The 25,527-nt window shown below is 39.3% G+C and carries 21 protein-coding genes; 12 read left to right on the top strand and 9 right to left on the bottom strand.

The genetic code is table 11. The features are described from left to right. Positions 1-325 precede the first annotated feature (325 nt). On the top strand, positions 326-1,912 hold the full coding sequence (locus FJR05_RS17710; RefSeq protein WP_168645327.1) for a glucose-6-phosphate isomerase: 1,587 nt from the start codon (positions 326-328) through the stop codon (positions 1,910-1,912). A gap of 301 nt (positions 1,913-2,213) precedes the next feature. Next, positions 2,214-3,002: a peptidylprolyl isomerase gene (locus FJR05_RS17705; protein WP_168645326.1), complete on the top strand. Its 789-nt coding sequence runs from the start codon at positions 2,214-2,216 to the stop codon at positions 3,000-3,002. A 52-nt stretch (positions 3,003-3,054) separates the two neighbouring features. Here FJR05_RS17705 and FJR05_RS17700 read toward each other — a convergent pair whose 3' ends face one another. The 6 genes from FJR05_RS17700 to FJR05_RS17675 form a co-directional block, all read right to left on the bottom strand. Next, a complete protein-coding gene (locus tag FJR05_RS17700; RefSeq protein WP_168645325.1) occupies positions 3,055-4,137 on the bottom strand; it encodes a T3SS effector HopA1 family protein in 1,083 nt (360 codons plus the stop codon). Between the two features lie 15 nt (positions 4,138-4,152). Next, positions 4,153-5,316 (bottom strand): phosphotransferase family protein, encoded by a 1,164-nt coding sequence (locus FJR05_RS17695; protein ID WP_168645324.1) that lies wholly within the window; start codon positions 5,314-5,316, stop codon positions 4,153-4,155. A gap of 94 nt (positions 5,317-5,410) precedes the next feature. Continuing rightward, positions 5,411-5,620, bottom strand: coding sequence for a hypothetical protein (locus tag FJR05_RS17690; RefSeq protein ID WP_168645323.1), 210 nt, complete (start codon positions 5,618-5,620; stop codon positions 5,411-5,413). Between the two features lie 192 nt (positions 5,621-5,812). Continuing rightward, complete coding sequence (locus tag FJR05_RS17685; protein ID WP_168645322.1) at positions 5,813-6,064, bottom strand: hypothetical protein; 252 nt, start codon at positions 6,062-6,064, stop codon at positions 5,813-5,815. Between the two features lie 429 nt (positions 6,065-6,493). Continuing rightward, entirely contained in the window at positions 6,494-6,739 is a 246-nt protein-coding gene (locus tag FJR05_RS17680; RefSeq protein ID WP_168645321.1) for a hypothetical protein, read from the bottom strand. 251 nt (positions 6,740-6,990) lie between these two features. Continuing rightward, positions 6,991-7,563, bottom strand: a complete 573-nt coding sequence (locus FJR05_RS17675; RefSeq protein ID WP_168645320.1) for a peroxiredoxin — start codon at positions 7,561-7,563, stop codon at positions 6,991-6,993. 214 nt (positions 7,564-7,777) lie between these two features. Here FJR05_RS17675 and FJR05_RS17670 point away from each other — a divergent pair, with 214 nt between their 5' ends. From FJR05_RS17670 to hemB, 3 genes are all read left to right on the top strand, one after another. Continuing rightward, the gene (locus FJR05_RS17670) at positions 7,778-8,203 is read left to right on the top strand and encodes a Fur family transcriptional regulator (protein ID WP_168645319.1); all 426 of its coding nucleotides are present in this window, start codon (positions 7,778-7,780) and stop codon (positions 8,201-8,203) included. A 35-nt stretch (positions 8,204-8,238) separates the two neighbouring features. Then, complete coding sequence (locus tag FJR05_RS17665; protein ID WP_168645318.1) at positions 8,239-8,598, top strand: DUF4870 domain-containing protein; 360 nt, start codon at positions 8,239-8,241, stop codon at positions 8,596-8,598. Between the two features lie 518 nt (positions 8,599-9,116). Beyond that, on the top strand, positions 9,117-10,094 hold the full coding sequence (hemB, locus tag FJR05_RS17660) for a porphobilinogen synthase (RefSeq protein ID WP_168645317.1): 978 nt from the start codon (positions 9,117-9,119) through the stop codon (positions 10,092-10,094). A 355-nt stretch (positions 10,095-10,449) separates the two neighbouring features. Here the strand turns inward: hemB and FJR05_RS17655 are convergent, their stop codons facing one another. The 3 genes from FJR05_RS17655 to FJR05_RS17645 form a co-directional block, all read right to left on the bottom strand. Continuing rightward, on the bottom strand, positions 10,450-11,064 hold the full coding sequence (locus FJR05_RS17655; protein WP_168645316.1) for a heme-copper oxidase subunit III: 615 nt from the start codon (positions 11,062-11,064) through the stop codon (positions 10,450-10,452). A gap of 97 nt (positions 11,065-11,161) precedes the next feature. Then, a complete protein-coding gene (gene ctaD, locus FJR05_RS17650; RefSeq protein ID WP_168645315.1) occupies positions 11,162-12,835 on the bottom strand; it encodes a cytochrome c oxidase subunit I in 1,674 nt (557 codons plus the stop codon). A gap of 77 nt (positions 12,836-12,912) precedes the next feature. Next, positions 12,913-13,878 carry a cytochrome c oxidase subunit II gene (locus FJR05_RS17645; RefSeq protein ID WP_168645314.1) on the bottom strand — a complete coding sequence of 322 codons (966 nt, stop codon included), beginning with the start codon at positions 13,876-13,878 and terminating at the stop codon, positions 12,913-12,915. Positions 13,879-14,373: 495 nt separating this feature from the next. On the opposite strand from FJR05_RS17645, the gene FJR05_RS17640 reads away from it, so the two are divergent. The 7 genes from FJR05_RS17640 to FJR05_RS17610 all read left to right on the top strand — a co-directional run bounded on the left by FJR05_RS17640 (position 14,374) and on the right by FJR05_RS17610 (position 25,475). Beyond that, on the top strand, positions 14,374-15,300 hold the full coding sequence (locus FJR05_RS17640; RefSeq protein ID WP_168645313.1) for a heme A synthase: 927 nt from the start codon (positions 14,374-14,376) through the stop codon (positions 15,298-15,300). A 90-nt stretch (positions 15,301-15,390) separates the two neighbouring features. Continuing rightward, positions 15,391-16,341: a heme o synthase gene (locus FJR05_RS17635; RefSeq protein ID WP_168645312.1), complete on the top strand. Its 951-nt coding sequence runs from the start codon at positions 15,391-15,393 to the stop codon at positions 16,339-16,341. A 589-nt stretch (positions 16,342-16,930) separates the two neighbouring features. Continuing rightward, on the top strand, positions 16,931-17,950 hold the full coding sequence (locus FJR05_RS17630) for a DUF2235 domain-containing protein (protein WP_168645311.1): 1,020 nt from the start codon (positions 16,931-16,933) through the stop codon (positions 17,948-17,950). A gap of 87 nt (positions 17,951-18,037) precedes the next feature. Further along, positions 18,038-18,436, top strand: a complete 399-nt coding sequence (locus FJR05_RS17625; RefSeq protein ID WP_168645310.1) for a hypothetical protein — start codon at positions 18,038-18,040, stop codon at positions 18,434-18,436. 277 nt (positions 18,437-18,713) lie between these two features. Next, a complete protein-coding gene (locus FJR05_RS17620) occupies positions 18,714-20,084 on the top strand; it encodes a cytochrome P450 (protein ID WP_168645309.1) in 1,371 nt (456 codons plus the stop codon). A gap of 227 nt (positions 20,085-20,311) precedes the next feature. Next, positions 20,312-22,309, top strand: coding sequence for a lipoxygenase family protein (locus FJR05_RS17615; protein WP_174783761.1), 1,998 nt, complete (start codon positions 20,312-20,314; stop codon positions 22,307-22,309). Positions 22,310-23,003: 694 nt separating this feature from the next. Beyond that, positions 23,004-25,475, top strand: coding sequence for an ATP-dependent Clp protease ATP-binding subunit (locus FJR05_RS17610; RefSeq protein ID WP_168645346.1), 2,472 nt, complete (start codon positions 23,004-23,006; stop codon positions 25,473-25,475). Positions 25,476-25,527: the final 52 nt, after the last annotated feature.

The following is a 25,527-nucleotide window of genomic DNA, read 5'->3' as shown; positions in this document are numbered from 1 at the left end:
TATTGAATTTACATTTCGTTATATACCTTTAAATTTTTCTATTCACCTACTTATCCTATTGTGGGTAGATAGTATCACTGTATGAAAGAATGAGTCAAGTGATTAAAGCTCTTGATACTTACCCAGTAAACATAGTGAAGAGTTGAACTGAAGGACAAAATTCCGAACTTTTTAGAAAAATATGGATCTGAATAATTACTGATGATATATATTACATTTTCCCTATGTTTCGGCAGATGATTACAAACTGTATAAGACAAAGCAGGGATCGCCAAAACCATACATTAAACTGGAGTTTGATCAATATATTTGAGAATTCCCTCTTATGGATGCTCAGGCACTTTGGCAACGATACCAAGATTGGTTATATTTACACGAGGGATTAGGACTGTATTTAGATATCAGTCGGATGCAGTTTGATGATGGGTTTGTGGCATCGTTACAACCTAAATTTGACAAAGCGTTTGCGGATATGGTGGAATTAGAAAAAGGGGCGATCGCCAATCCCGACGAAAACCGCATGGTAGGACATTACTGGTTGCGGAATCCAGATTTAGCCCCCACCCCCGAACTCACCCAAGAAATAGTTCAAACCTTAGAACAAATCGAAGCTTTTGCCGACCAGGTACACACCGGGGCAATTCATCCCCCCAAGGAATGCCGCTTCACAGATATTATTTCCATTGGTATTGGTGGTTCAGCCTTGGGTCCCCAATTTGTCGCCCAAGCCCTATCTCCCGACATACCACCCCTACAAATTCACTTTATAGACAATTCTGACCCCACCGGAATTGATCGGGTTCTTGCCCAACTTGGCGATAAACTAGCCACAACCTTGGTATTAGTCATTTCCAAATCTGGAGGCACACCCGAACCTCGCAATGGCATGATTGAGGTTAAACAAGCCTACACAGCCCAAAAATTAGACTTTGCTAAATATGCAGTTGCCATTACCGGACAAGATAGCAACCTGGATAAAGTCGCCAAAGCTGAAAATTGGTTAGCCCGGTTCTCCATGTACGATTGGGTAGGTGGACGTACCTCAGAAATGTCCGCTGTCGGGCTAGTACCTGCGGCATTACAGGGCATAGATATCCGTGCCATGCTGTCCGGGGCAAAAGAAATGGATGATGCCACCCGCGTCCCCAATCTCAAAAACAACCCCGCCGCTTTATTAGCCCTTGCTTGGTATTTCTCTGGAAATGGCAAAGGTGAAAAAGATATGGTAGTCCTCCCCTACAAGGACAGCCTGTTGCTATTTAGCCGCTATTTGCAACAACTCATCATGGAATCTTTGGGTAAAGAAAAAGATTTAGATGGGAAAACTGTATTTCAAGGGATTGCAGTTTATGGTAACAAAGGTTCAACCGATCAACACGCTTACGTGCAACAATTACGCGAAGGTGTCCCTAATTTCTTTGCTACCTTAATTGAAGTTTTAGAAGATCGTCAAGGAAAATCCACAGAAGTTGATCCTGGAGTCACTTCCGGTGATTATCTTTGTGGTTTCTTGTTAGGAACTCGTCAAGCATTGTATGAGAATAACCGCGATTCGATTACAGTCAGCATTCCTCAAGTTAATGCTCGCACAGTTGGCGCGTTAATTGCATTGTATGAACGGGCTGTGGGTTTATATGCCAGTTTAGTAAATGTCAATGCTTATCACCAACCAGGTGTGGAAGCTGGTAAAAAAGCTGCCGCTGTGATTCTGGATTTACAAAAACGAGTTTTAGAAGTGTTGCAAACCCAGAAAAAAGCACTTTCTATTTCTGAACTTGCAAAGATGTCCGGCGCTGCGGAAGAAGTGGAAGCAATTTACAAAATTCTCCGTCATTTACACATCAATAATCGGGGTGTGGTGTTAACTGGTGATTTAGCTAAACCAGGAAGTTTAACTGTTTCTCTCGGTTAACAATTTTAGATCCCCGATTTCTTAAAGAAGTCGGGGATCTTGTTTTTTTTGTTTTTTATTTTCAAATTCTGCGGCTATAAATTATCAAAAATATTAAAACTACCATTAGATAGAGATAAGAAAATAACATATCAGGTAAATATGATAGATACGCCATAGCAGGAGTCAGGAGTCAGAACAAAATTATTAAATCCATTAATTTATCCATCTTTATCTGCGTTCATCTGCGGTTAATTATTCTTGAAATATTATTTTTTCAAAATAATTTTTAATAAAATTAGTAAATCAAGGAGATTAAATCATGTCTAATATTGTAAAAATATCCCAAGAAGATATTATTTATCACCTAAAAATATCCTGTCAAATCCCTAATTTATTAGAAGCGATCGCCACTAGAAACATTATTACAGAAACTGCCCAAAAAGAAGGCATTACCATCGAAATAGCAGAATTACAACAAACCGCAGATAGTTTACGATTAGTTAACAACCTGATTAAAGCAGAAGACACCTGGGCATGGTTGCAAAAACATTATCTTTCCTTAGATAACTTTGAAGAAATCGCAAATCTCAATCTCCTATCAGCAAAATTAGCTCATCATTTGTTTGCCGAGAAAGTTGAATCATTCTTTTATGCTCACCAACTTGATTATAGTGGAGCAGTTACCTATGAAGTAATATTAGATGATGAAGACTTAGCTTTAGAAATATTTTATGCTCTCCAAGAAGGAGAAATTAGTTTTCAAGAAGTAGCTCGTCAATATATCGAAAATCCAGAAATCCGTCGCGCTGGAGGATATCAAGGTATCCGCAAACGTAGTGATTTTAGACCAGAAATTGCTGCCGCAGTTTTTGCCGCTAATCCCCCAGAAATTATTAAACCAGTCATTACACCCAAAGGAGTCCATATCATTATAGTTGAAGAAATTATTGCTCCCGAATTGAATGAACAAATGCGCGTAGCTATTCTCGGAGATTTATTTACTAATTGGTTAAAAGAGCAAATTAATAAATTAGAAATTGTCGCCACATTAGGAGATGAAATAAATTCTCCTCCTTCCCCAATAGAAATATTTAGTGAAGCTAGTTAAAATTGAAAAAAGTTAGATCCCCGACTTCTTAAAGAAGTCGGGGATCTTGTTATTATCTACTTAAGGTCGTATAAATATCCTCTGAATAAGCATTAAGATAAGGATATTGTAGATTAATTTTGTGCAATGCAAATTGTTCAAAAATAGCTGTCATGCGACTTTCAGGATGATTATTACCCGCTTGCCAAGCAGCAATCAAACCATTAGCAATCATTTGACAACGATTAGTGCCAAAACTTTCTTTTTCTGCCAGTTTATTGGTTGGTTCTTCAGCACAACCTAACCCCGGTGCTAGTTGCTTTGTAAACAAAGGTACTTGTTGAGAAAAGCTATCTTGATTTTCTAAATATATCTTTTGTAAAATCGGGTAAATAGTTTGATATTCATGTTTATTAAAATAAAGCACTGCTGAATCATAACGTCTATATTGATCAGGACTATAGAGAGCTTTAAAAGAGAAAGCAACTTGCATATTATTGAATTCTCTAGTCACATTCTCCATCACCGATACTGCTCCTTCTGAGGATACATTAAAGTAGATTCTGACAATATCTTGATTGTCTTGAGTACCTAAATTAGATACTGCCATATAGAATCCATTCTGAACTAGATTTTTAGGCATTTTAATTGCCACTAAATTCCCAACATTAGCTGATTTATCAATTTCTGATAAATATAAATCCCGCTCAATATGCAAAGTTAAACCATTTTTTTGTATTGCTAAACAACTATCTTCTTCTTCCTCAACTACCAACCAATTATTACTCCAATAACCTCCACCTGTATTACTTGTATGTAGTCTTTCATAAAATTCCAAATCCATGCCAAACAAGCTATTATTACTAAGATTATTTATTTGAGTATCAGCACTAGGGGAGTTATCCCAAGAACCATTGTAGTAAGCACTATAAAGAAAATTACGCAATTGGATACTCAAATGTTTTGTTTGAATATCTAAGGATAAATTCTTAAACCGAGCGATTAATGATTCTGGCAATTCTAATAATTTGTAATCTGGATGCTTAATAGCATAAAATGACTCAATTTCCAAATAATCAACAATATTTTGCAGTGCTGTTTGTAATTCTTTCGGAAGGTGAAAAAGTTGACTATAAACAGAATCTAATACTTGCATATAAACTTTCCTTCTCTAAACAAGAGATAAATTTTTAGCAGTTATTGTTGACAATTCCATTCCCAAAATTGTAGGAATAGATGCTTGAGGACGACATAATAAACTCTTAGCAACTTGGAGAATACAAATACCTGAATTATCAAAAGTTTTTTCATGTTGAAGTCTAGCTTGAATAGCTCTAATTAAAGCTAAACCGCTAAACTGCATCACTAATTCCAAAAAATCTGGACGCAGTTCTAAAATTTCTGGAAAAGTAGTTAAATAAGCCGTAACTAATGTTGATAAAGAAGGTTGAATCATTGATAGGGGAATAGCAGCTAAACGCAAACATTCCTCAATTGGTATAGTTTTACTAGAGACTATGCTATACAACCAAATTTGCAGATAACTAGCGATTATGGTTCCCAAATCATTAGCAGGATCTCCCCAATTACCTCTTTCCCAATCAATTAGTCGGACGATATTTTTATTTCCAGGTAATTTCTCTTCAATTTCTGTTTCCCAGTTCAAAGATAAAAGGATATTATTGAGTTTGAGATCATTATGAGTAAGACAAGAGGGAGTAAAAACCTGATTTAATTGTGCAATTGCTTTTCCTAAATTATCGTAACGTTGATAGAGAGCAAAAAACTTTAAACCATCAGCCGGAAGTTGACCAAATATTTGTGGTGTAATTCTATCTAATCCTTTGGTAATATTTTGAAATTTTAGAGAATTTCCCAAGAAATTTTGGTAGCTTTGGTTGTTTATTGTCAGGCTATGAATAGCTGCAATAGTCGTACCAACTGATTGAGCAATTTCCGCAGAAAATTCCTGATTTTTGGCGTAAAATTCGGCTAAATCTTGATATTCATTAAGATAGTTAAAGACAATGATGGAGTTTTCTAAATCAAAATGAATGGCTTCTGATAAAGATACTCGTAAATGACTTATTTCTGGGAATTTTTGGCAAAAATCATGAACTTTCCACTCATCTATAAATTCACCTAAAGTTTTGCCATTTCGATCATAACGCTCTTGTTTTACTAGGAGTTGACTACCATCTGATAAACTAATTAATAAATTAAAGTTTTTAGCAGATTTAAGTTCTATTTTACTTAATGACTGCTCTTCTGGCTGACAAATTTTGTTTTCAATCAGGTAGTTGAAAACATTACTAGAACTTATGAAAAATGGCATGATTTCAAATGATAGTAATATGTGCAATAAATCCCTATTGTTTAGTCAATTTCTAGATTTAGGTAAATAATTAACGTAATAAATGAAAAATTATTTATTTTTTAAATGCCCTTGTTAATAATGAGATAGTATCTATAGCATAGATAGCCACGACAAATTCCAACGCTTTTACACCATAATTAAGTATTTGATGAACATCATTATATTCACCACCAAAGATAGATATAGAATCCATATCATCTAGATTGATAATAAACTTCTTTTCATGAGCATTATGTAGATCAGAAATTGTCACATTAGCCATTTCTTCCCTCTACAAAAACTAAATTTTTATGTCTGTAAATTTATGTACCCCACCAGTCTGAATATCAGCTCCAATTTTATTAACTATCCAGGATTATTAGTAACCAATCTGATGTTAATAACATAGATTGGTTTTTACTTTTCACCCTGGATTGTTGTATGGGGCTTTGTAGTCAACTACAAAGCCAAGTAATTAGTAGCCGCGGTAGGAATCACCACTGAAGGATTTAGCAATATGCTTAATACTAGCGATCGCATATCCATCAACTAAGAATTCCAAGTATTTAACACCAAAATCGCCATAAACACCAAAATCGCTAAAACCGCTACCACCACCATTGATTGATACAGAAGCTGCATCATTCAAATCATTAAGATAGCTTTCGGAATCTTGAAATAATTCAGAACCAGTTACATTTAATTGAGAAAGAGTAATACTTGCCATAATTTCCTCCAAGAAAACTTGTCTTTTGTAAGTGGGAATTTGTGAATTGGTTAAGTTGGTGTTTCCTTAACCGTTACAACTATTTTTATTCATCAGAAACAGAAAAATCAAGGATTTGAACCCAGTAAAAAAGACACAAATATCTAAATTCTGTCTTTTATAAAGCTTACGAATTGACAAAGATTCATAAATATGAAATGTGGATTTTATCTCTTGTAGGGTGCGTCAGACCCGATAATTTGGTAAACAATAGATTTCCTTTATCTGACGCACCTTACTCCATAAGTTATTCCCAAAGCCGAAAACGATGCAATTTCGAGGGTTTAGCGGAGCTAAACCCCTACCAAATAAGAAATCGTGCATCTTCAGGTTACTAAATCTGAAAACACACGAAAATCAGGAAAATATTGAATTTTTTCACAGCAGATATTAAAAATCAAGCCTGTTTATCAAACTATCTGTTGTATCCTTGAGACTGATTTTCCACTGTTCCATACTACTGTCTAGTTCCTTTAATAGTGTTGAAAGATCAGTTGTATTAGTGGTTATTGGCGGATTTATTCTGTCTTTTCTCATCGTGTAACCACCTTTAAGAGTCTTCATTTCCCAAGGTGTTAGTTCATCCAGAATCGGTTCTGAAATCCTCAGTTTTAATTCAGAAATTGTAATTTTCACTATTCATTCACCTCCTTGAATACTCCATTTGCATGGAATCAGGCTAAAAATTTATCCTGCTCTTATATTTTGGAATAGTATCTGACAAAATAAATGATTTGAAACTAATTTATTAGACCCAAACAAGGGTATTTTGTCTATGTAAACAAAAAAGCAAAGGAAGTTTCCTAAAAGTAACTTCCCTTGCCTTAGATGAATTAAAAACTATCAACCTCTGTCAAAAGGTTGAAATTTCTTTCTAGCTTTAGTAATTAACCAACAAATGCTAAACGAGGTGCAACAGCAGCAGAACGTTCTACACCTTTGAGGTAAGCAAGAACAGTATCCGCATCAGATACTTCAAAGGGGTCATCACCATAGTTATCTGCAAAACCAGGTTCAATGAACATTTTTTCAATTTCGCCGTTATTGACAACCATTGCATAACGCCAAGAACGCATTCCAAAACCGATGTTAGATTTATCAACTAACATTCCCATTTTGCGGCTAAATTCTCCACTACCATCTGGTAACAAGAAGACATTTTTAGCACCTTGTTGTTTGCCCCATTGGAACATTACAAATGCGTCATTAACTGACAAACAAATGATTTGATCAACACCTTGCGCTTTAAATTCTTCAAAGAGTTCTTCATAGCGAGGCAAATGTGTAGAAGAACAGGTAGGAGTAAAAGCGCCTGGGAGAGCAAATAATACTACTTTCTTACCAGCAAAAATTTCTTGTGTGGTTAGGTCTTTCCAAGTGTAAGGATTGGGTCCACCTATAGATTCATCCCGCACACGAGTCTTGAATACTACATTTGGAACGTGAGTAATAGCAGTCATAAATACCTCTTTTTTAGATGGAAGATTTTAACTCGTGTTGCTGCTTCTGCTTAGAGCATCAGTAGCTCATCTTGTAACTCAGAATAATTCTGATTTAGGAATTAGTCAATAGTTATAAATACTTATTTTATAATGTATTTTTTAAAAAAGCTTAGTTCTTAAAAAGGAAAAGTTATAATAGGAGTTTATATCTTTATATAGCTAAGTAAATCCTATGCAGCAAAAAGCTAATGATATTATCAAAACCCTGAAAAATAGAGGGTTGCGAGTCACCCCCCAAAGATTTGGCGTTTATGCTAACCTCTTAGCAAGAGAAGATCACCCGACAGTTGATCAAATTCTGAGGGACTTAAATCAAGAAGCACCCACTTCTTCTCAAGCCACCGTATATGCGGCACTCCAGGCGCTGCGTGAGGCGGGTTTAGTGCGAGAAGTGCTATTAGAACAAGGTATCTCCCGTTATGATGCTAACGTTGCCCCCCATCATCATTTTCGCTGTAACTGCTGTGGTGCTATTGAAGATATCAACTGGAATACTTTCCCGAATATTGATCTTAGTCAACTGCGACAGGGGTTAAAAGTAGAACGGTATGAAGTGACAGTTGAGGGAATATGCGATGCCTGCCGCACCCATATTTGATATAATAATTAACTAGAATTGAATGGGAGCAAACAATGTACGACAGCGATAAACGTAAATTATTATCCGCATTGTGTCATGGAGCAATTTTTTTTAGCACCACCATTGTCTCCATTGGATTACCCATAGCCATACTATTTGTATCAGATGATCCTGTCGTCAAAGACAATGCCAAGGAATCTATAAATTTCCATTTTAACGTTTGGTTATATGGAGCAATTCTGGGAGCATTGTTTTTTCTGATTGGTTGGTTAGTTTTACCCCTAATCATCTTGTTACCACTCGCAGGTTTAGGTTATATCCTCCACTGGGGATTGACAATTTGGGCGCTAATTGGTGTTTTTAGCAATCCTAATCAACCCTGCCGTTATCCGTTTATTTTTCGAGTTCTTTAGATCAAATCAGGGAAAACATGGTAATTTAATTAATCATAGACTTGTGATTAAACAACTTACCAAAATTAATTGCATGATTTTTTAAGATTGTTTTTTGCAAATTTGTTATAAGCAAATGTCTATCAAGTTGTAAAATATAAAATTGCCCCACAGCTTCATCAACAGTAGGGCAAAAGACAGTTAAAGCACTGCTTGTAGTTTGTCTGAATAGAGCAAGCTAGAAACTTGCTTTTGTGACGCTTTATTCTGTGTCCATTGCATTCTTTTTTGTTACATTCAGTCAAAAAACAGTTGATCTACAGCACACTATTCGCATTTAAACAGGAATTTAACCTCCTTTATTTACGAATACTTGGAAAAGAATTCAACCTGCTTTACCTACAAAGACAACTCTTAATCCGTGAAATCCTTCAATCCGTCAAATCAGTGATCAAAAAGGAATTTAAACTCCTTTATTTACGAATACAATCCTTTATTCCGTGAAATCATTAAATCTGTTAAATCAGTGATCAAAATTTATGTTTCCTATACATCGCCCTCGCCGTCTGCGTAGCCATACCCAATTACGCCGTATGGTTCGTGAAACCGTTTTAACTACTAACGATTTGATTTATCCATTGTTTGCTGTACCAGGAGAAGGTATTGCCAAGGAAGTTAAATCTATGCCCGGTGTTTATCAACTTTCAGTAGATAAGATTGTTGAAGAAGCTAAAGAGGTTTATGACTTAGGAATTCCGGCAATTATCTTATTTGGAATTCCGGCAGATAAAGACATAGATGCTACTGGTGCATGGCATGATTGTGGTATTGTTCAAAAAGCAGCAACCGCAGTTAAAAATGCCGTCCCTGATTTAATTGTCATGGCTGATACTTGTTTATGTGAATATACAAGTCATGGACATTGTGGTTATTTACAAGTTGGTGATTTAACTGGAAGGGTTTTAAATGACCCAACTTTAGAATTATTAAAGAAAACCGCAGTTTCTCAAGCTCAAGCCGGTGCAGATATTATCGCACCTTCGGGGATGATGGATGGTTTTGTGCAAGCAATTCGCGCAGGTTTGGATGAAGCGGGATTTGAAGATATCCCCATTATGTCCTATGCTGCTAAATATGCTTCGGCTTATTATGGGCCATTTAGAGATGCAGCGGACTCAACACCACAATTTGGGGATAGACGCACTTACCAAATGGACCCCGGTAACGCTAGGGAAGCACTGAAAGAAATTGAGTTGGATATTGCTGAAGGTGCTGATATGCTGATGGTTAAACCAGCTTTAGCATATATGGATATTATCTGGCGCGTTAAGGAAGCTACTCATTTACCTGTGGCGGCTTACAATGTCTCTGGTGAATATGCAATGGTGAAGGCTGCGGCTTTAAATGGTTGGATTGATGAGCAACGCGTTGTGATGGAAACCTTGACTGGTTTTAAACGGGCTGGTGCTGATTTGATTTTGACTTACCATGCTAAGGATGCGGTTCGGTGGTTGTAAGTTAGGATATTATCTCACGCAGAGGCGCAGAGGCACGGAGAGAGTTTTTGTGTTTGGGCGTGAGATTTTTGGTATTTTGGATAAAGTACAGGATAATTTTTATGTTTTATGCAATATTCAATTGAATAAATTCCCGTCAACTTCAACAAAATGATTTAGGAAGTTGAACAAGGTGAACAAATCTAAATTACCCAAGCAGGTAAACAAATTGCGGTGATTATTTCTACCGCTGAATATGAAACTTGAGTTTGGACTAATTGGCATTTAGCAGGAATAATAACCAGTACAAACAAAAAAACCCCCTTGGGGGGATTGTAGGTTATTCGAGTGGAGTGAACAACTAAGTAATAAATACCTAGAGTAAATAGAGTAATCCGAATAAAATAATCCAAATTACGTCTACAAAGTGCCAGTAAATTTCCGCTGCTTCAATGCCGAAGCGGTTTTCATTGCTGTAGTGTCCGGGGGTGAGCGATCGCCACAAAACTGCTAAAATCGCTAAAACGCCGATAGTAACGTGCAAACCGTGAAACCCAGTCAACACATAAAACGTACTAGCGAATAAATTGGTAGTCAGACCAAACTCCAAATGAGCATATTCATAAACCTGACCCGCCAAAAAAATCGCCCCCATAGCTGCGGTAATTGCCAACCAAAGCCGCATTCCCTTCGTATCATTCTTTTTAATAGCCGTATCAGCATTGTGCATCACAAAACTACTAGCTATCAAAATAGAAGTATTCACAGTCGGTAACAACAATTCTAAATCCGGTGTTCCTGCCGGTGGCCACACAGGAATAGTTGAACGGTAAGTCAGGTATGCACCAAACAAACCCATAAAAATCATGCCCTCAGCCACCAAAAACATAAATAGACCAGTCATACGATGATCTGGATGTGCTTCGTGATGAGAAACGGCTGTATGGTGACTTAATTCCGTTGTCGTCGTGTCAATAATTTGACCTTGCATAAATTGGTAATTGGTAATGGGTAATTGGTAATGGGTAATTGGTAATGGGTGAAAGGTTTTTTATTTCCTTTTTCCCCTTACCTTTCCCCCTTATCTCTTAAAGTGCTGATTCAGTTTGGGGAGTTAACACAGGTTCAGTTTCTACCCGTTCCTCACTTACCCCGTAATCGTAGGGACCTGTAGTTAAAACAGGGAGAGTTTCAAAATTCTCAATACTAGGAGGAGAAGAAGTCATCCATTCCAAAGTCAGCGCTTGCCAAGGATTATTCCCCGCTTTTTCCCCATAAAACCAACACCAAACCGCATTGATGATAAATGGTAAGGTCGAAACCGCCAATATATAAGACCCGTAGGTACAGATTTCATTCAAAAACGTGAACTTAGGATCATATTCCGCAATACGACGGTTCATACCCATTAATCCTAGTTTGTGCATGGGTAAGAAAGTCATATTTAAACCAATCATGGTTAAGGCAAAATGCACCTGACCCCAAAATTCGTTCAGTTTCCGTCCCGTCATTTTTGGGAACCAGTGGTAAATGGCGGCAAAAATTCCTAAGACACTGCCACCAAACAAAACATAGTGGAGATGTGCCACCACAAAGTAAGTATCGTGAACGTGAATATCAAAAGGAACTGCGGCCAACATGACCCCGCTAATGCCACCAATCACAAAAGTGGCTAAAAAGCCGATGGCAAATAACATGGGACTATTGAGGCGGATTTTGCCACCCCAAATAGTTGCCAACCAACCGAAAATTTTAATTCCAGTGGGAACAGCGATGATCATTGTCGTGATCATGAAAAACATCCGCAACCAACCAGGAACACCACTGGTAAACATATGATGCGCCCAGACGATTAAGCCTAAAAAGCTGATAGCTAGAGATGAAAAAGCGATCGCCTTATAGCCGAAAATCGGTTTGCGGGCATGAATTGGCAGAATTTCCGAAATTGCCCCAAAGAAAGGCAAAATCATAATATAAACCGCCGGATGAGAATAGAACCAGAACATATGCTGGTAAACAACAGGATCTCCCCCACCTGAAGGATTAAAAAAGTTTGTTCCTGCCAATAAATCAAAACCCAGCAAAATCAAAGCCGCAGCTAATACTGGTGTAGATACCAACACCAAAGCCGAAGTTGCGATCATCGCCCAACAGAACAACGGCATTTGATAAATACCCATACTGGGAACACGCATCTTCCAAATAGTGACGAGAAAATTAATCGCCCCCAAAATCGAAGAAGTCCCCAATAGCAGCACACTCATAATCCAAATCCCCTCACCCACCTGACCTGTTACTAAACTCAGAGGTGGGTAAGAAGTCCAACCAGCATCCGGGGCATCACCTACCGCCAAACTAGCAACCAGTAATACACCCGCTGGAGGAACCATCCAAAAAGCTACCGCATTCAGGCGCGGAAATGCCATATCTCTCGCCCCAATCATCAGCGGGATCAAATAGTTGGCAAATCCTGCCCCCGTTGGCACAATCCACAAAAAAATCATGATTGTGGCATGGAGAGTAAACAGACTGTTATAGATTTCTGGCGTAACAAAATCCACCTCTGGAGTCCGTAATTCTGTCCGCACCAAATCAGCCATTACGCCGCCAATGCAGTAAAAAACAAAAGATGTTACCAGATATTGAATCCCAATTACCTTATGGTCTGTACTAAAACCAAAAAAGTCTCGCCAATGCCTTTCCTCATGTTCTTCAGCATGGTTAGGGACATTAGCAATTTCTTCTAACTGTGCCTGTGTCATATTTTAAAAAAGTTTGTAGGGGCGCAAGGCCTGCGCCCATGTATTTTGTAACCCCTGCAACTCAAGTAATTCCTAAACTACTTAATTTGATGCAGAATTTCTGAGTGAATGCCCATATCGTGAGTGTAAGGAGAGAGAAATTCATCAGCAGTCATAGACATAGAATTGACAGCTACCGCTTGATTAGGAATATCTTTAGCAGCAATTAGCTGTTCTTGCATCCAACTATCAAAAGCTTCCTGTGTCTCCACAACTACTTGGCTTTTCATCACTCCGTGATATGGCCCACACAATTCAGCACAAATTAGGTCATAATCGCCCGCTTTTCTGGGAGTAAACCGCAAATTGGTTTGTCTACCAGGAATGGCATCCTGTTTCACCCGAAATTCAGGAATCCAAAAAGCGTGGATGACATCGTTAGCTGTCATATTGATTTCTACTGTTTTGCCAATGGGTAAATGTAGTTCACCCGTTGTTACGTCCTTATCTGGATAGTTGAATAACCAAGCATATTGGAGTCCAGTGACGTTAATGGTTAATTCTGCGGGTTTGGTAATTGCATCAGACTTGGTATCTAATTGTGATCCTTGTTCAGATGCTTCTGTACTGATCAGGGTGGCAGCCATGGCCTTTTTCGGCATATTCATGGCATTGTCCATCATGGGTGCAGCATGAGCCGAATGGGGATCAAAGCCGCCCATGTCGTTATATACATCAAAACTGTAGAGAGAAATACCGATAACGATAATTGCGGGGATCGCTGTCCAGAGTATCTCTAGGGGTACATTACCTTCAATTGCTGGCCCATCTTCATTGTCTCCAGCCTGACGACGATATCTAATAACAGCGTAAATTAAAACACCTTCAACAATCAAAAAGATGCCTGTAGAAACAGTCATCATGGTGTTGAATAGACCGTCTACCAAAGGGGCTTCGTCGGAGGCCGCTACAGGTAACAGACCGTGATTTTGACCGTACCAGAGACTGGTGAGAGTGAGGACAATGCCAATGAGTAATGTCCAGATTGCATTTGGAATTTTCACGGCTGATTTGGTGATTAATTGACTATTTTATCTCAATACCTTTGATTCGTAGGTTGGGTTAGGCAACAGCGCAACCCAACAAAACAAAAAATGGCAAAGGCATTTTTATCTGTAAGTTACTTTAATTTTTAAAGTAACTCTACCTACTAAGGTAGTGCAGGCTATGAGATATAGTATCCGCTGGTCTGAAATCTTTATTAATTTTTTCGATTAAGAACACAATTTTGAGTACAAGGGAGATAAGTTGTCTTGCCCAGGTTAGATGACAATTAGTGCAAAATTTTTCCGAAATTTCCATTAATTCCCGTTGATTAATTATTTCCATCTGCAAAACAGCACGAAATCTTACAGCGAAAACTAGCTAAAGTGATCCAAAGTATAAGGGAAAGCTGATTTCTATATTCTGACCGATACGTTAGGGTGAGTAGAAGTTGGTACTAAATCAAAAGAGAAAATTTTCAACTTCCAGCACAAGCGGGTAAGAAGGTATTGTTAATGAATGAATTTGTCTTAGAACAACAAAATAAAGCGGCCACAGTAGCACAACAGCCCCAGGAGACGATTCGTCGCTTGGTGTGGAAAATATGCGTAGCCACCTTAATTTTGATGGCTATAGGCAGTGCTACCCGCGTCATGAATGCTGGACTTGCTTGCCCTGATTGGCCTTTGTGCTATGGGGAGTTAGTTCCAGCCAAGCAAATGAATCTCCAAGTGTTTTTGGAGTGGTTTCATCGTCTGGATGCGGCTTTAATTGGTTTTAGTGCGATCGCCCTTTGTGGTCTATCCTGGTGGCATCGTCAACATTTACCCAAGTGGCTACCTTGGGCATCCACATTTGCCCTGTTTTTAATCGTCTTCCAAGGGATTTTGGGAGGACTGACTGTAACTGAATTATTGCGGTTTGATATCGTTACCGCCCATTTAGGAACAGCACTACTATTTTTCACCACTTTGTTAATTATCGGTACAAGTTTGAGTCCCTATCAAGGCACAGGAACAGTAGGAAAGTTGCCTTGGGTGGGTTTAACTGCTAGTGTTTGTGTCTACTTACAAAGTTTATTAGGTGCTTTAGTCGGTTCTCGTTGGGCTTTACACCAATGTTTGGCAGGGGAACAGCTTTGTGATGTCATGTACAGCCATATTTTTGGCTTAGTACCGCCAACCATCGCTACTTTAGCAGTTGTTTTCATTTCTTGGCGGACACCAGCGCTGCATCCAGCTTTGCGAAAACTAGCAAATATGGCCGGTGGTTTGTTGATTTCACAACTCCTCTTGGGTGTGGCTACCTTCCGTCTACATTTACAAGTTGAACCTCTCACTGTTTCTCACCAAGCTATCGGTGCGACTTTACTGGGGACTTTGGTAGTATTTACAGTTTTATCACTGCGAGATGGTTTACTTCCTCCGTCACCAACACAGTAACTCATGGCGTAAATCCATAAAATCTCATTTCTACAGCAGAAGCCAGCGGTTTACTGACCAGTTCTTGAAAAATAAGGAAAAAGACCCAACATGATTGAGACTAATGTCTCTCGTCGTCAACACGACACATTTCTCCAAGTCGTTCAAAGTTACTACCAGCTAACCAAACCCCGGATTATTCCCCTGCTATTAATTACTACTGCTGGGAGTATGTGGATAGCCGCCAAAGGTGAGGTAGATCCTTGGTTGTTAATTATTACCATGATTGGTGGAACTTTAGCAGCAGCGAGCGCTCAAACAATTAACTGTATCTATGACCGAGATATAGATTATGACATGGAGCGGACACGCCACCGTCCTATGCCTTCCGGGAAGATCCAACCCCGTGATGCTTTAATTTTTGCGATCGCCCTAGCTGTACTTTCTTTTACCCTCCTCACCGTCTTTGCCAATCTTCTAGCCGCATTTTTAGCCTTCTCTGGCATCATCTTTTATGTTTTAGTCTATACTCACTGGCTCAAACGTCATAGCACCCAAAATATTGTCATTGGTGGTGCAGCAGGAGCAATTCCCGCTTTAGTCGGTTGGGCAGCAGTCACAGATACTTTAAGCTGGGCAGCTTGGCTAATTTTTGCGATCGTCTTCCTATGGACACCCCCCCATTTTTGGGCTTTGGCACTTATGATTCGTGACGATTACGCCAAGGTAGGTATCCCCATGTTACCCGTAGTTGTAGGCGATGAAGCAACCGTCAGACAAATTTGGTTTTATACGGTAATTACTGTCACAGCGACCATCCTGCTGTTTTATCCCCTACACGCCAGTGGCATTGTCTATGCTGTTATTGCCTTGACTTTAGGGGGAATATTTGTCCATAAATCTTGGCGGTTGTTGCAAAATCCCGAAGATAAAACCATCGCCCGCGAGTTATTTTTGTATTCCATTTCCTACATGATGCTCTTGTGTTTAGCAATGGTGGTAGATAGTTTACCCATTACTCATCATTTAGTGAGTACAGTGCTTAATCAATTCCACTTATAGTAGAGAACAAAGAATAACACTCAAAACATAGATCCTCGACTTATCCAACAAGTCGGGGATCTTTTTCATGGTGGGCATTGATCCTAGAAAAATGGGGCGTTGCTGAAACCAAGTATGAATTTAAGTGTAGAGACTTTCCATAGAACGTCTCTACAAGGGTTTTAATCTCATGAAAAATAATTCTCATACCTCAATCAGCAACGCCGAAAAATAGTAACCCAACATTTCTGATAAGTTGCAGATTTAATACCTCGTTTTTGTGAATATCTACAGATTATTACGAATTGATACAATTACCTTGGACTTAACTTGTCACTAATGGCATAGCAATCATACAATAGTGGTTTTTGCCTATACTTGTACTTAAGTAAATTCCCATAATTTAATCTTTTTTTTAGAAAAGGCTACTATTTTTATATATATCTTGTTAATTATACTGTACTTAAGTAAGTTAACGGAAAAATTTCAAGGTATATGAAGAAGAGTAAAAAAAGCTCAAACTCCTTCCCCCTATACCCTGTCTTATCCCAAGGACAATTCAGTTTACCTAATTATCTCTGGTTAAGTAACGGAGTTTGAGAATATAAATATGAAACGCCTAGTTGTTTGCTGTGATGGAACTTGGCAAGATTTAACCAATGTTTGCCCGACCAATGTAGTCAAGCTGAGTGAGTATGTAAAACCAATTGCCAACGATGGGATACCACAAATCGTTTTTTATGGTTCAGGAATCGGTTCGGAGAATCAAAAGTTTTTGGGTGGTATTACTGGACTAGGAATTGATCAAAACATACAAGATGCCTATGAATTCCTCTGTTTCAACTATGTTGATGGTGATGAAATTTACCTATTTGGCTTTAGTCGTGGTGCATACACAGTCAGAAGTTTAGCAGGGATGATCTATTGCTCAGGTCTTCTCAGCCGCCAAAATATTACTCGAGTGTCTGAAGCCTACGAGCTTTATCGAAATAGAGATATCAAACCTAAAGATAATCAAGCTCGTGAATATCGTAAAGATTACGCAAAAAATGAAGGCAAACCAGTCAATATTACCTTACTTGGTTGTTTCGATACTGTAGGTGCGTTGGGAATTCCTGTATTCCCTCTGTTCAAAATGTTTACACCAATACTTCATAGCCGTTACAAATTCTATGACACAACCTTAAATCAATATATCCAAAATGCAGTCCACGCTATCGCTATAGATGAAGTTCGGGAAATTTTTGATGTAACTCGTATGCACAAAAACCCCGATGCTAACAACCAACAACTAATTGAAAAGTGGTTTCCAGGTGATCATGGTTGCGTTGGTGGTGGCACTAAACAACACACCCCCTTATCTGATGGCGCATTGAAATGGATGATAGAGTCCATACAAGACTTAAACTTGGGACTAGAATTCGATTTCAATTCAACAAGTATTAATTCAGATCCTACCATTGATTTTACTAACGATCCAGGCATTTATAAATTAGTAGGAACTAAACTTCGTGATGTTAGCAATCAACCTCATGATCTTCATGAAAGCACAATCGAGCGATTGCAAAAGCGTGAAGATTACCGACCTAAAAATTTAGCACAAATTATTTCTGAATTGAATCTGAATTAATGATCCATAAAAGCAGAATATTCCCCGTCTAATTATTTAATTCAAAACCGACATCTTTAAGCAGTATCAGTTTTAGAGAATCTTTCTATGCAAGATGAAACGAAAAAAGTAGCAGAAACAATTGCCGAATATAACAAAGCATTTGCCACGCTCAAGCCTAGTATATTAGGTCCATTTTATCACTATCCATCAATACTAATTACACCAGAAACAGCCGTCACTATCACCAATGGCTTCAAACTGTGGATTGTTTTTACAAAAATCGTAGCTGATTTAAAAAAACAAAACTATGGTAAAAGTGAAACCGGTCCCCTCAAAGTTAAATTACTCAGTGATAATCTAGCCGTAGTTAGTGCAGTTGCCACCCGCTACACCAAAGATAATCAACTACTAACTAGCTTTGGATTTACTTATACCATGCGTAAAGTAGACGAGCGCTGGAAAATAATCGTGGGAACAATTCATGACGTAGATTCTGTATCTTAGGTAAAAATTAACTGCGTTGTTAAATCAGATGTACCAACGCAGCAATTAATATTTATCTCAGAGGATGTTTGAAAAGTTTCTCATGTATAAATAAACCCCTATCCAAACCTCTCCCCGACGCGGGGAGAGGCTTTGAAACCCCCCTTCCCTGCGAGGGAATGGGGGCTGGGGGGTTAGGTTTTTGGAAATTATTGGTTTCATCTAATACTTTTCAAACAACCTCTCAGATGTGAATCATATTCGGATTCCAGTCAATTCCAAAAATTCAAGAGGCCTTATGTCCTATTTAGAAAGATACGATAGCATTCCGACAGAAAACGTCGCCGATAGAGTTAAAGTAGTCAATCAAGGAGTTTGGACTGACTGGCAAGGATTGTTTAAAGAACTCAGAGAAAAACGACCCATTTTTATCACACCTAGATTTACATTAGTGAGTTTATTTCCCGACGTACAAGAGGTTTTGTCTCGCTCCGAACACTTTTCAGTCAGAACCTTTGCTCCCAAAATGGACCCTGTTTTCGGCCCTTGTATGCTGGCTAGAGATAACACAGAACATAATTGGCAAGAAAAGTCAATTATGAGATCAATGTTGCAATTGGAAGATTTACCACTTGTCAGAAAAAAAGCAGGTGAAATTACTAAAGCCCGTTTAGATGAATCTGTAAAAACCGGTAAAATCGAAGTTGTTCGTGAGTTAGGAAAATATGTTCCTATCAAAATTTGCGGCGACTATTTTGGGTTTCCTGGTCCTGATTTAGAAACTATGTATCGCTGGGCAAAATCCACCCAAGACGATATGTTTAGAAATTTGACCAACGACCCTAAAATTCATGAAGCTTCGGTAAAAGCCGGACAAGAAATGCGTGTTTACTTGGGTCAACTTCTGCAACAAAAAAAAGCTCAAATTGCTCAAGATTTGCCTAAAAGCCTAGATGATTTATCATCAGGAGAAATATTCCAGGGCTGGTTAAAATCAATTTTTAGTCCCGGAACTTCCACAAGTAATAAAAATTCTCAAAATAGCAAATCTACCGCACCAGCAGACATTTTTACTCGGTTAGCAAACACAACATTTGCCAGCGATATTTCCTTTGATGAAACCAAGATCATCAGCCACATGATCATTTTATTAGTGGGTAGTATCGAAGGTACAGCCCAGGTAATTACTCAAGGTGTAGAACAAATTCTCAAACGTCCAGAAATCTTCGCCAAAGCCTTAGCAGCAGCCCAATCTGGCGACAACCAAACCTTTGATAAATACGTTTGGGAAGCAGTTCGTTTTAATCCTTTCAGCCCTTTTCTGGTGCGGTTTTGCGAAGCAGATTACACCTTAGCCGCAGGAACTCCTAGAGAAACCCGTATCCCGGCTAAAAGTATTGTTTTAGCTGGTGTAGGTTCAGCTATGTTTGATGGCGCAGTTGTGACGAATCCTGATGAATTTTCCATTGAACGGCCAAAATATAACTATATGCACTTTGGCTATGGTAGTCATACTTGCCTGGGTGAACATCTGGGTGGTGTGATTGTTCCTGAAGCAATCAAACAAATTATATTACGTCCAGGCGTAAAATTACTTCCTGGTGATGAAGGCAAAGTTGAATATAAAGGTTATATCCCTGAACGTTTTGTGATTGGTTATGACAAATAATCAAACCTTACAAAAAAAGGGAACAGGGAACAGATAAGAAACTTTATTTGCTGGGTTTAAATCTCAGTTAAAAAAAAAGATGCGTAGCACGAAAAAACACTGTCATTATTTCAATCTCATGTTTAGAAACATGAGTTTTTTCCCTTCCCCGTTGCCCGTTCCCTGTTCCCTCTGAACAGATTTATTTACGGCTTTTGCAAAATTTATCACTATTCTCAGGAGTTATTATGTCCAAACTGAAAACCATTCTTGATGAACTTAAGCAAGTTCTCGGAATTAAAGTAGCTGACAGCGATTTAGGAAAAAATAAAGCTATAAAGAAGGCTCAAAAAGGTATTATTCAAATTCGTGAACAGGAATTTGATAAACCTCTTGAGCAATTACACAAAGCCACTGGTAAATTAGTTTTTAGTGATACCAATAAGCCTGTACACAATATCCAATTAGAATTGTGGGACAGAGATATTGGTACACCTGGAGACTATTTAGGTCGCGGTGCAACTGATTATAATGGGCAGTTTACAATTTACTATGATCCAGGTAAGGCCGGTTTTATAGATCAACCTGATTTAGAATTAAGATTGTTAGAGAGTCGTATCCGTTTTGATAGTGATAATCAGCCAGTTGCTACCTATCGCATTGTTTATACTATCAAAGGTGGTGATAATGTCACTCAGAAAAATTATGATTTCGGTACTTGCACTGTTCCTTACTGGCTTTATAAACCAGGTAGCCACTTTGCACGACTGTTTTTTAGTGAATTAGAGGGAACACCAGACGATTATTCTGTTGGTCGGACTCTTCTAGGTTATGATGCTGCTAGTGGTTTAGTTCCTATTAAAGCCAAGCACGTTATCACTAATACTCTTCATCCTGATCAGCCAACTTTACCAGAAATTCAAGCGGCTTATCCTCCAAATTTGACGATTAAATTAGATCGCAAAAATCCTGGTTATACCAGAAGTGATGAATATTTTGTGCTGCGGGTAATTAATGGGATGAATCCCTGTTTGCTGAAACGGAATAAACAAAACCCCAATTTGTTTAAGACTGGATTCAATTGGGATAATTATGAAAAGGATAATGACCACGATCTGAATAATGTGGAAGCCTTTTTGGAACTGAAAGAAAATAAGTTGGTGGTGACTGCAATTACGGTGCAAAGTCGTTATCCTGATTCTTTAGCTCCCCATTCTCCTCTAAAAGATGCTGTTACCTATACTCCTAATGATGGGGAAAAATGGTTACAAGCGAAACGGATTTTTCGTACTAATAGTTTCTTTGCGGCGGAAATGATTGAGCATTATATTAAGGCTCATTTACAAATGGAACAGTATACAATTGCTGCTTTCCGCAATTTACGCAAAAATCCTGTGCGTTTGATGTTATTTCCTCATGTGAAAAGTTTGGTTAATATTAATCAACGGGCTGATGAGGTTTTGGTATCGCCAACTGTGGGTTTAGTTACTACTAATGGACCGTTAACTCCTGGTTCTGTGGTACAAGTCTGTAAGGAAAGAATGGCGAGTTATGATTGGAAAGGTTGGAAACCTCGTCAGCCACTTTTTGAGGGTCATACTTTTGCGAAGATTGCTAATCTTTACTGGCAGGTTTTAACTGAATATATTGATAGTTTTTTTCAAGATTATCAGGAGGATATTATTAAGGAGTGGGCGGAAATTCACCGTTTATCGGATGATATAGTGGAGCATAGTGTGGCTTATCAACCGTTGGCGGTAAGCGATGATGGTGACTATGATTGGTATGATCATAATGAGCTTGATCATCCTGAGATACCGAGAACAACGGTTAATGGTACTGTTAAGGCAACTCGTGCAATTACTACTTCTGACCAACCCAGTGCTACAGATATCGAGAATTTAAAAGAGTTGTGTCGTTATGTGATTTTCCACCTTACTTTTTGGCATTCTTGGGTGAATGATGCTCAAGCTGATGAGGGTGGAGAAATTTTCTATAATTCGTTGGCGTTACGCGGTGGTAGTTTTGGGAGTGAGGATGATCCAGCGATCGCTCCTAATGTCCTAGAATCTACTAATCTGATCTATATGGTCAATGTTCTCACTGCCATTAAATACGGTTATATTCTCAAGAATGAAGATGATGATATTCCTGAAGAATTAAGAAAGATATTGGCAGGTTATAAAAAACAATTTGCTGATCTTGATTATGAGGTTAGCAACATCAGAGCGTTGATTAACGTCTAAAAGGGCTATTAGGATTCAGCAGTCGGAATGTAGTCGTTCCTTGGCTGACTAAATACAAGAAACCCACCCCCAACCCCCTCCCCCTTCGGGTTCACCAGTCGCCTACGGTGGGAAACCCGCCTACAGCGCTGGTTCACCGCAAGCAAGGAGGGGGCTTATGATGTGTCAAGTGCATAATGCTGCTGATAGCTAAATACTTGCTTGTTAAATGAACAATTGTTATGAACAACCAAGTTTAAATACAATTACTTTATTTAATTCTCGCTTCTGCAAATAAAGGCAAAAATTTTAACAATCCGACCACTGTTAACCACATTTATGAAGATAAAATAGATTTTTTGTCCTGATCTTACATCAAAATATTTTATATTAAAAGTTTTATCTATATAAAAAAATTATAATTAGGTTGATTAATTTGACATTGCCACACACTTCATGATATCTAGGTTTATTTGGGACTACTAACAAAAATCGCAACATCAATGGTCTATTGTTTGGATTTAGTCCCCAAAATGCTGGTAATATCACTCTCCTCAGTACACAAACTCCAGAAAAATTAATTAATAGCTACTCATTAACCGATCAACCTGTGTCATCGTAATTGGATATCTACTATTGTTGATATAGATATCCAAAATTTTAGCCTGTGCTAAAATCAGCATACCGGCACGACGCAGGTGATGGGAAAAATGCCATGTTTGAACGCTTCACAGAAAAAGCCATTAAGGTAATCATGCTGGCCCAAGAAGAGGCCCGCCGTTTAGGTCACAACTTTGTCGGAACTGAACAAATCCTCTTGGGTTTGATTGGTGAAGGCACGGGAGTAGCCGCCAAGGTGCTGAAATCAATGGGAGTTAATCTCAAAGATGCTCGCATTGAAGTTGAAAAAATCATAGGACGGGGTTCTGGCTTTGTCGCCGTAGAAATTCCGTTTACGCCACGAGCAAAGCGGGTTTTAGAACTATCCTTGGAAGAAGCACGCCAATTGGGGCATAACTACATTGGTACCGAGCATCTGCTGTTGGGACTGATCCGCGAAGGGGAAGGTGTCGCAGCCAGGGTGCTAGAAAACCTCGGTGTAGATTTGACCAAGGTGAGAACCCAAGTGATTCGGATGTTGGGAGAAACGGCGGAAGTTACGCCGGGTGGCCCCTCTGGTCGCACTAAAACCCCAACTCTCGATGAGTTTGGATCGAATCTGACCCAAATGGCTATAGATAACAAGCTTGATCCTGTGGTGGGACGCGCCAAGGAAATCGAGCGAGTTATTCAAATTTTGGGTCGCCGGACTAAAAACAATCCCGTGTTGATTGGTGAACCTGGTGTTGGTAAAACCGCCATTGCTGAAGGTTTAGCTTCACGTATCGCCAGTAAGGATATCCCTGATATCTTGGAAGATAAGCGTGTGGTGACACTCGATATTGGTTTGCTCGTAGCGGGAACTAAATATCGCGGTGAATTTGAAGAACGTCTCAAAAAAATTATGGATGAAATCCGCTCGGCGGGTAATGTCATCCTGGTAATTGACGAAGTTCACACCTTAATTGGTGCGGGTGCTGCTGAAGGGGCGATTGATGCGGCGAACATCCTCAAGCCAGCTTTGGCGCGGGGTGAGTTGCAATGTATCGGTGCGACTACTTTGGATGAGTACCGTAAACACATTGAACGGGATGCAGCGTTGGAAAGACGCTTCCAGCCTGTGATGGTGGGTGAACCTTCTGTTGATGAAACAATAGAAATTTTATATGGTTTGCGCGATCGCTACGAAGCACACCACAAGCTGAAGATATCCGATGAAGCATTGGTAGCGGCGGCGAAATTGTCTGATCGTTATATTAGCGATCGCTTTTTGCCAGATAAAGCCATTGACTTAATGGATGAAGCGGGTTCACGGGTGCGCCTGATTAACTCCCAACTGCCCCCAGCAGCCAAGGAGTTAGACAAGGAACTACGGCAAATCTTAAAAGAAAAAGATGATGCAGTCCGTTCCCAGGACTTTGATCGGGCGGGAGAATTGCGCGATCGGGAAATGGAAATCAAAGCCGAAATCCGCACCATTGCTCAAACCAAGAGTAACGGCGCTAGTGGTGACGGTGTTGAACCTGTAGTTACAGAAGAAGACATTGCTCACATTGTCGCTTCCTGGACAGGCGTACCGGTGAACAAACTCACCGAATCTGAGTCCGAGAAGTTGCTGCACATGGAGGACACCTTACATCAGCGCCTCATCGGTCAAGAAGACGCTGTGAAAGCTGTTTCCAGAGCCATCCGTCGCGCTCGTGTCGGGTTGAAAAATCCGAATCGGCCGATCGCTAGTTTTGTTTTCTCCGGTCCAACTGGGGTAGGTAAAACTGAATTGGCGAAATCCTTGGCTTCCTACTTCTTCGGTTCAGAAGAAGCCATGATTCGCTTAGATATGTCCGAATACATGGAGCGTCACACCGTCAGTAAATTGATCGGTTCACCTCCTGGTTATGTCGGTTACAACGAAGGTGGTCAGTTAACAGAAGCTGTCCGTCGTCGTCCTTACACTGTGGTGCTATTCGACGAAATCGAAAAAGCGCACCCCGATGTATTCAATATGCTCCTGCAAATTTTGGAAGATGGGCGTTTAACTGACGCGAAAGGTCGCACGGTGGACTTTAAGAACACTTTGCTGATTTTGACTTCCAACATTGGTTCTAAGGTGATTGAAAAAGGCGGTAGCGGTATTGGTTTCGATTTTGCTGAAGATGCTAACGAATCTCAATACAACCGCATTCGTTCTTTGGTGAATGAGGAACTGAAGCAATACTTCCGTCCTGAGTTCCTGAACCGGTTAGATGAAATTATCGTCTTCCGTCAATTGAATAAGCTGGAAGTTACCCAAATTGCCGAAATCATGCTCAAGGAAGTCTTTGGTCGCTTGACGGAAAAAGGCATTGTCTTAGAAGTCACAGACCGCTTCAAGGATCGCTTGATCACTGAGGGTTACAGTCCTAGCTACGGTGCAAGGCCATTACGTCGGGCAATTATGCGCTTATTGGAAGATAGTTTGGCGGAAGAAATTCTGTCTGGACGCATCAAAGATGGCGATACTGCTATTGTTGACGTTGATGAAAATGGTATTGTTCAAGTTAGTTCTCAACAAACACGGGAGTTGTTACCCCAAGGTGTTGAGTCTTAGTTAGGATTTTTAATTGTTAATTGAACGGTGGAGAATTTCGGTTCTCTGCCGT

Origin of the sequence: Dolichospermum sp. UHCC 0259, from assembly GCF_009711935.1 — a bacterium.
Lineage (GTDB): Bacteria > Cyanobacteriota > Cyanobacteriia > Cyanobacteriales > Nostocaceae > Dolichospermum.
This window is presented reverse-complemented; position numbering and strand designations above follow the sequence as displayed.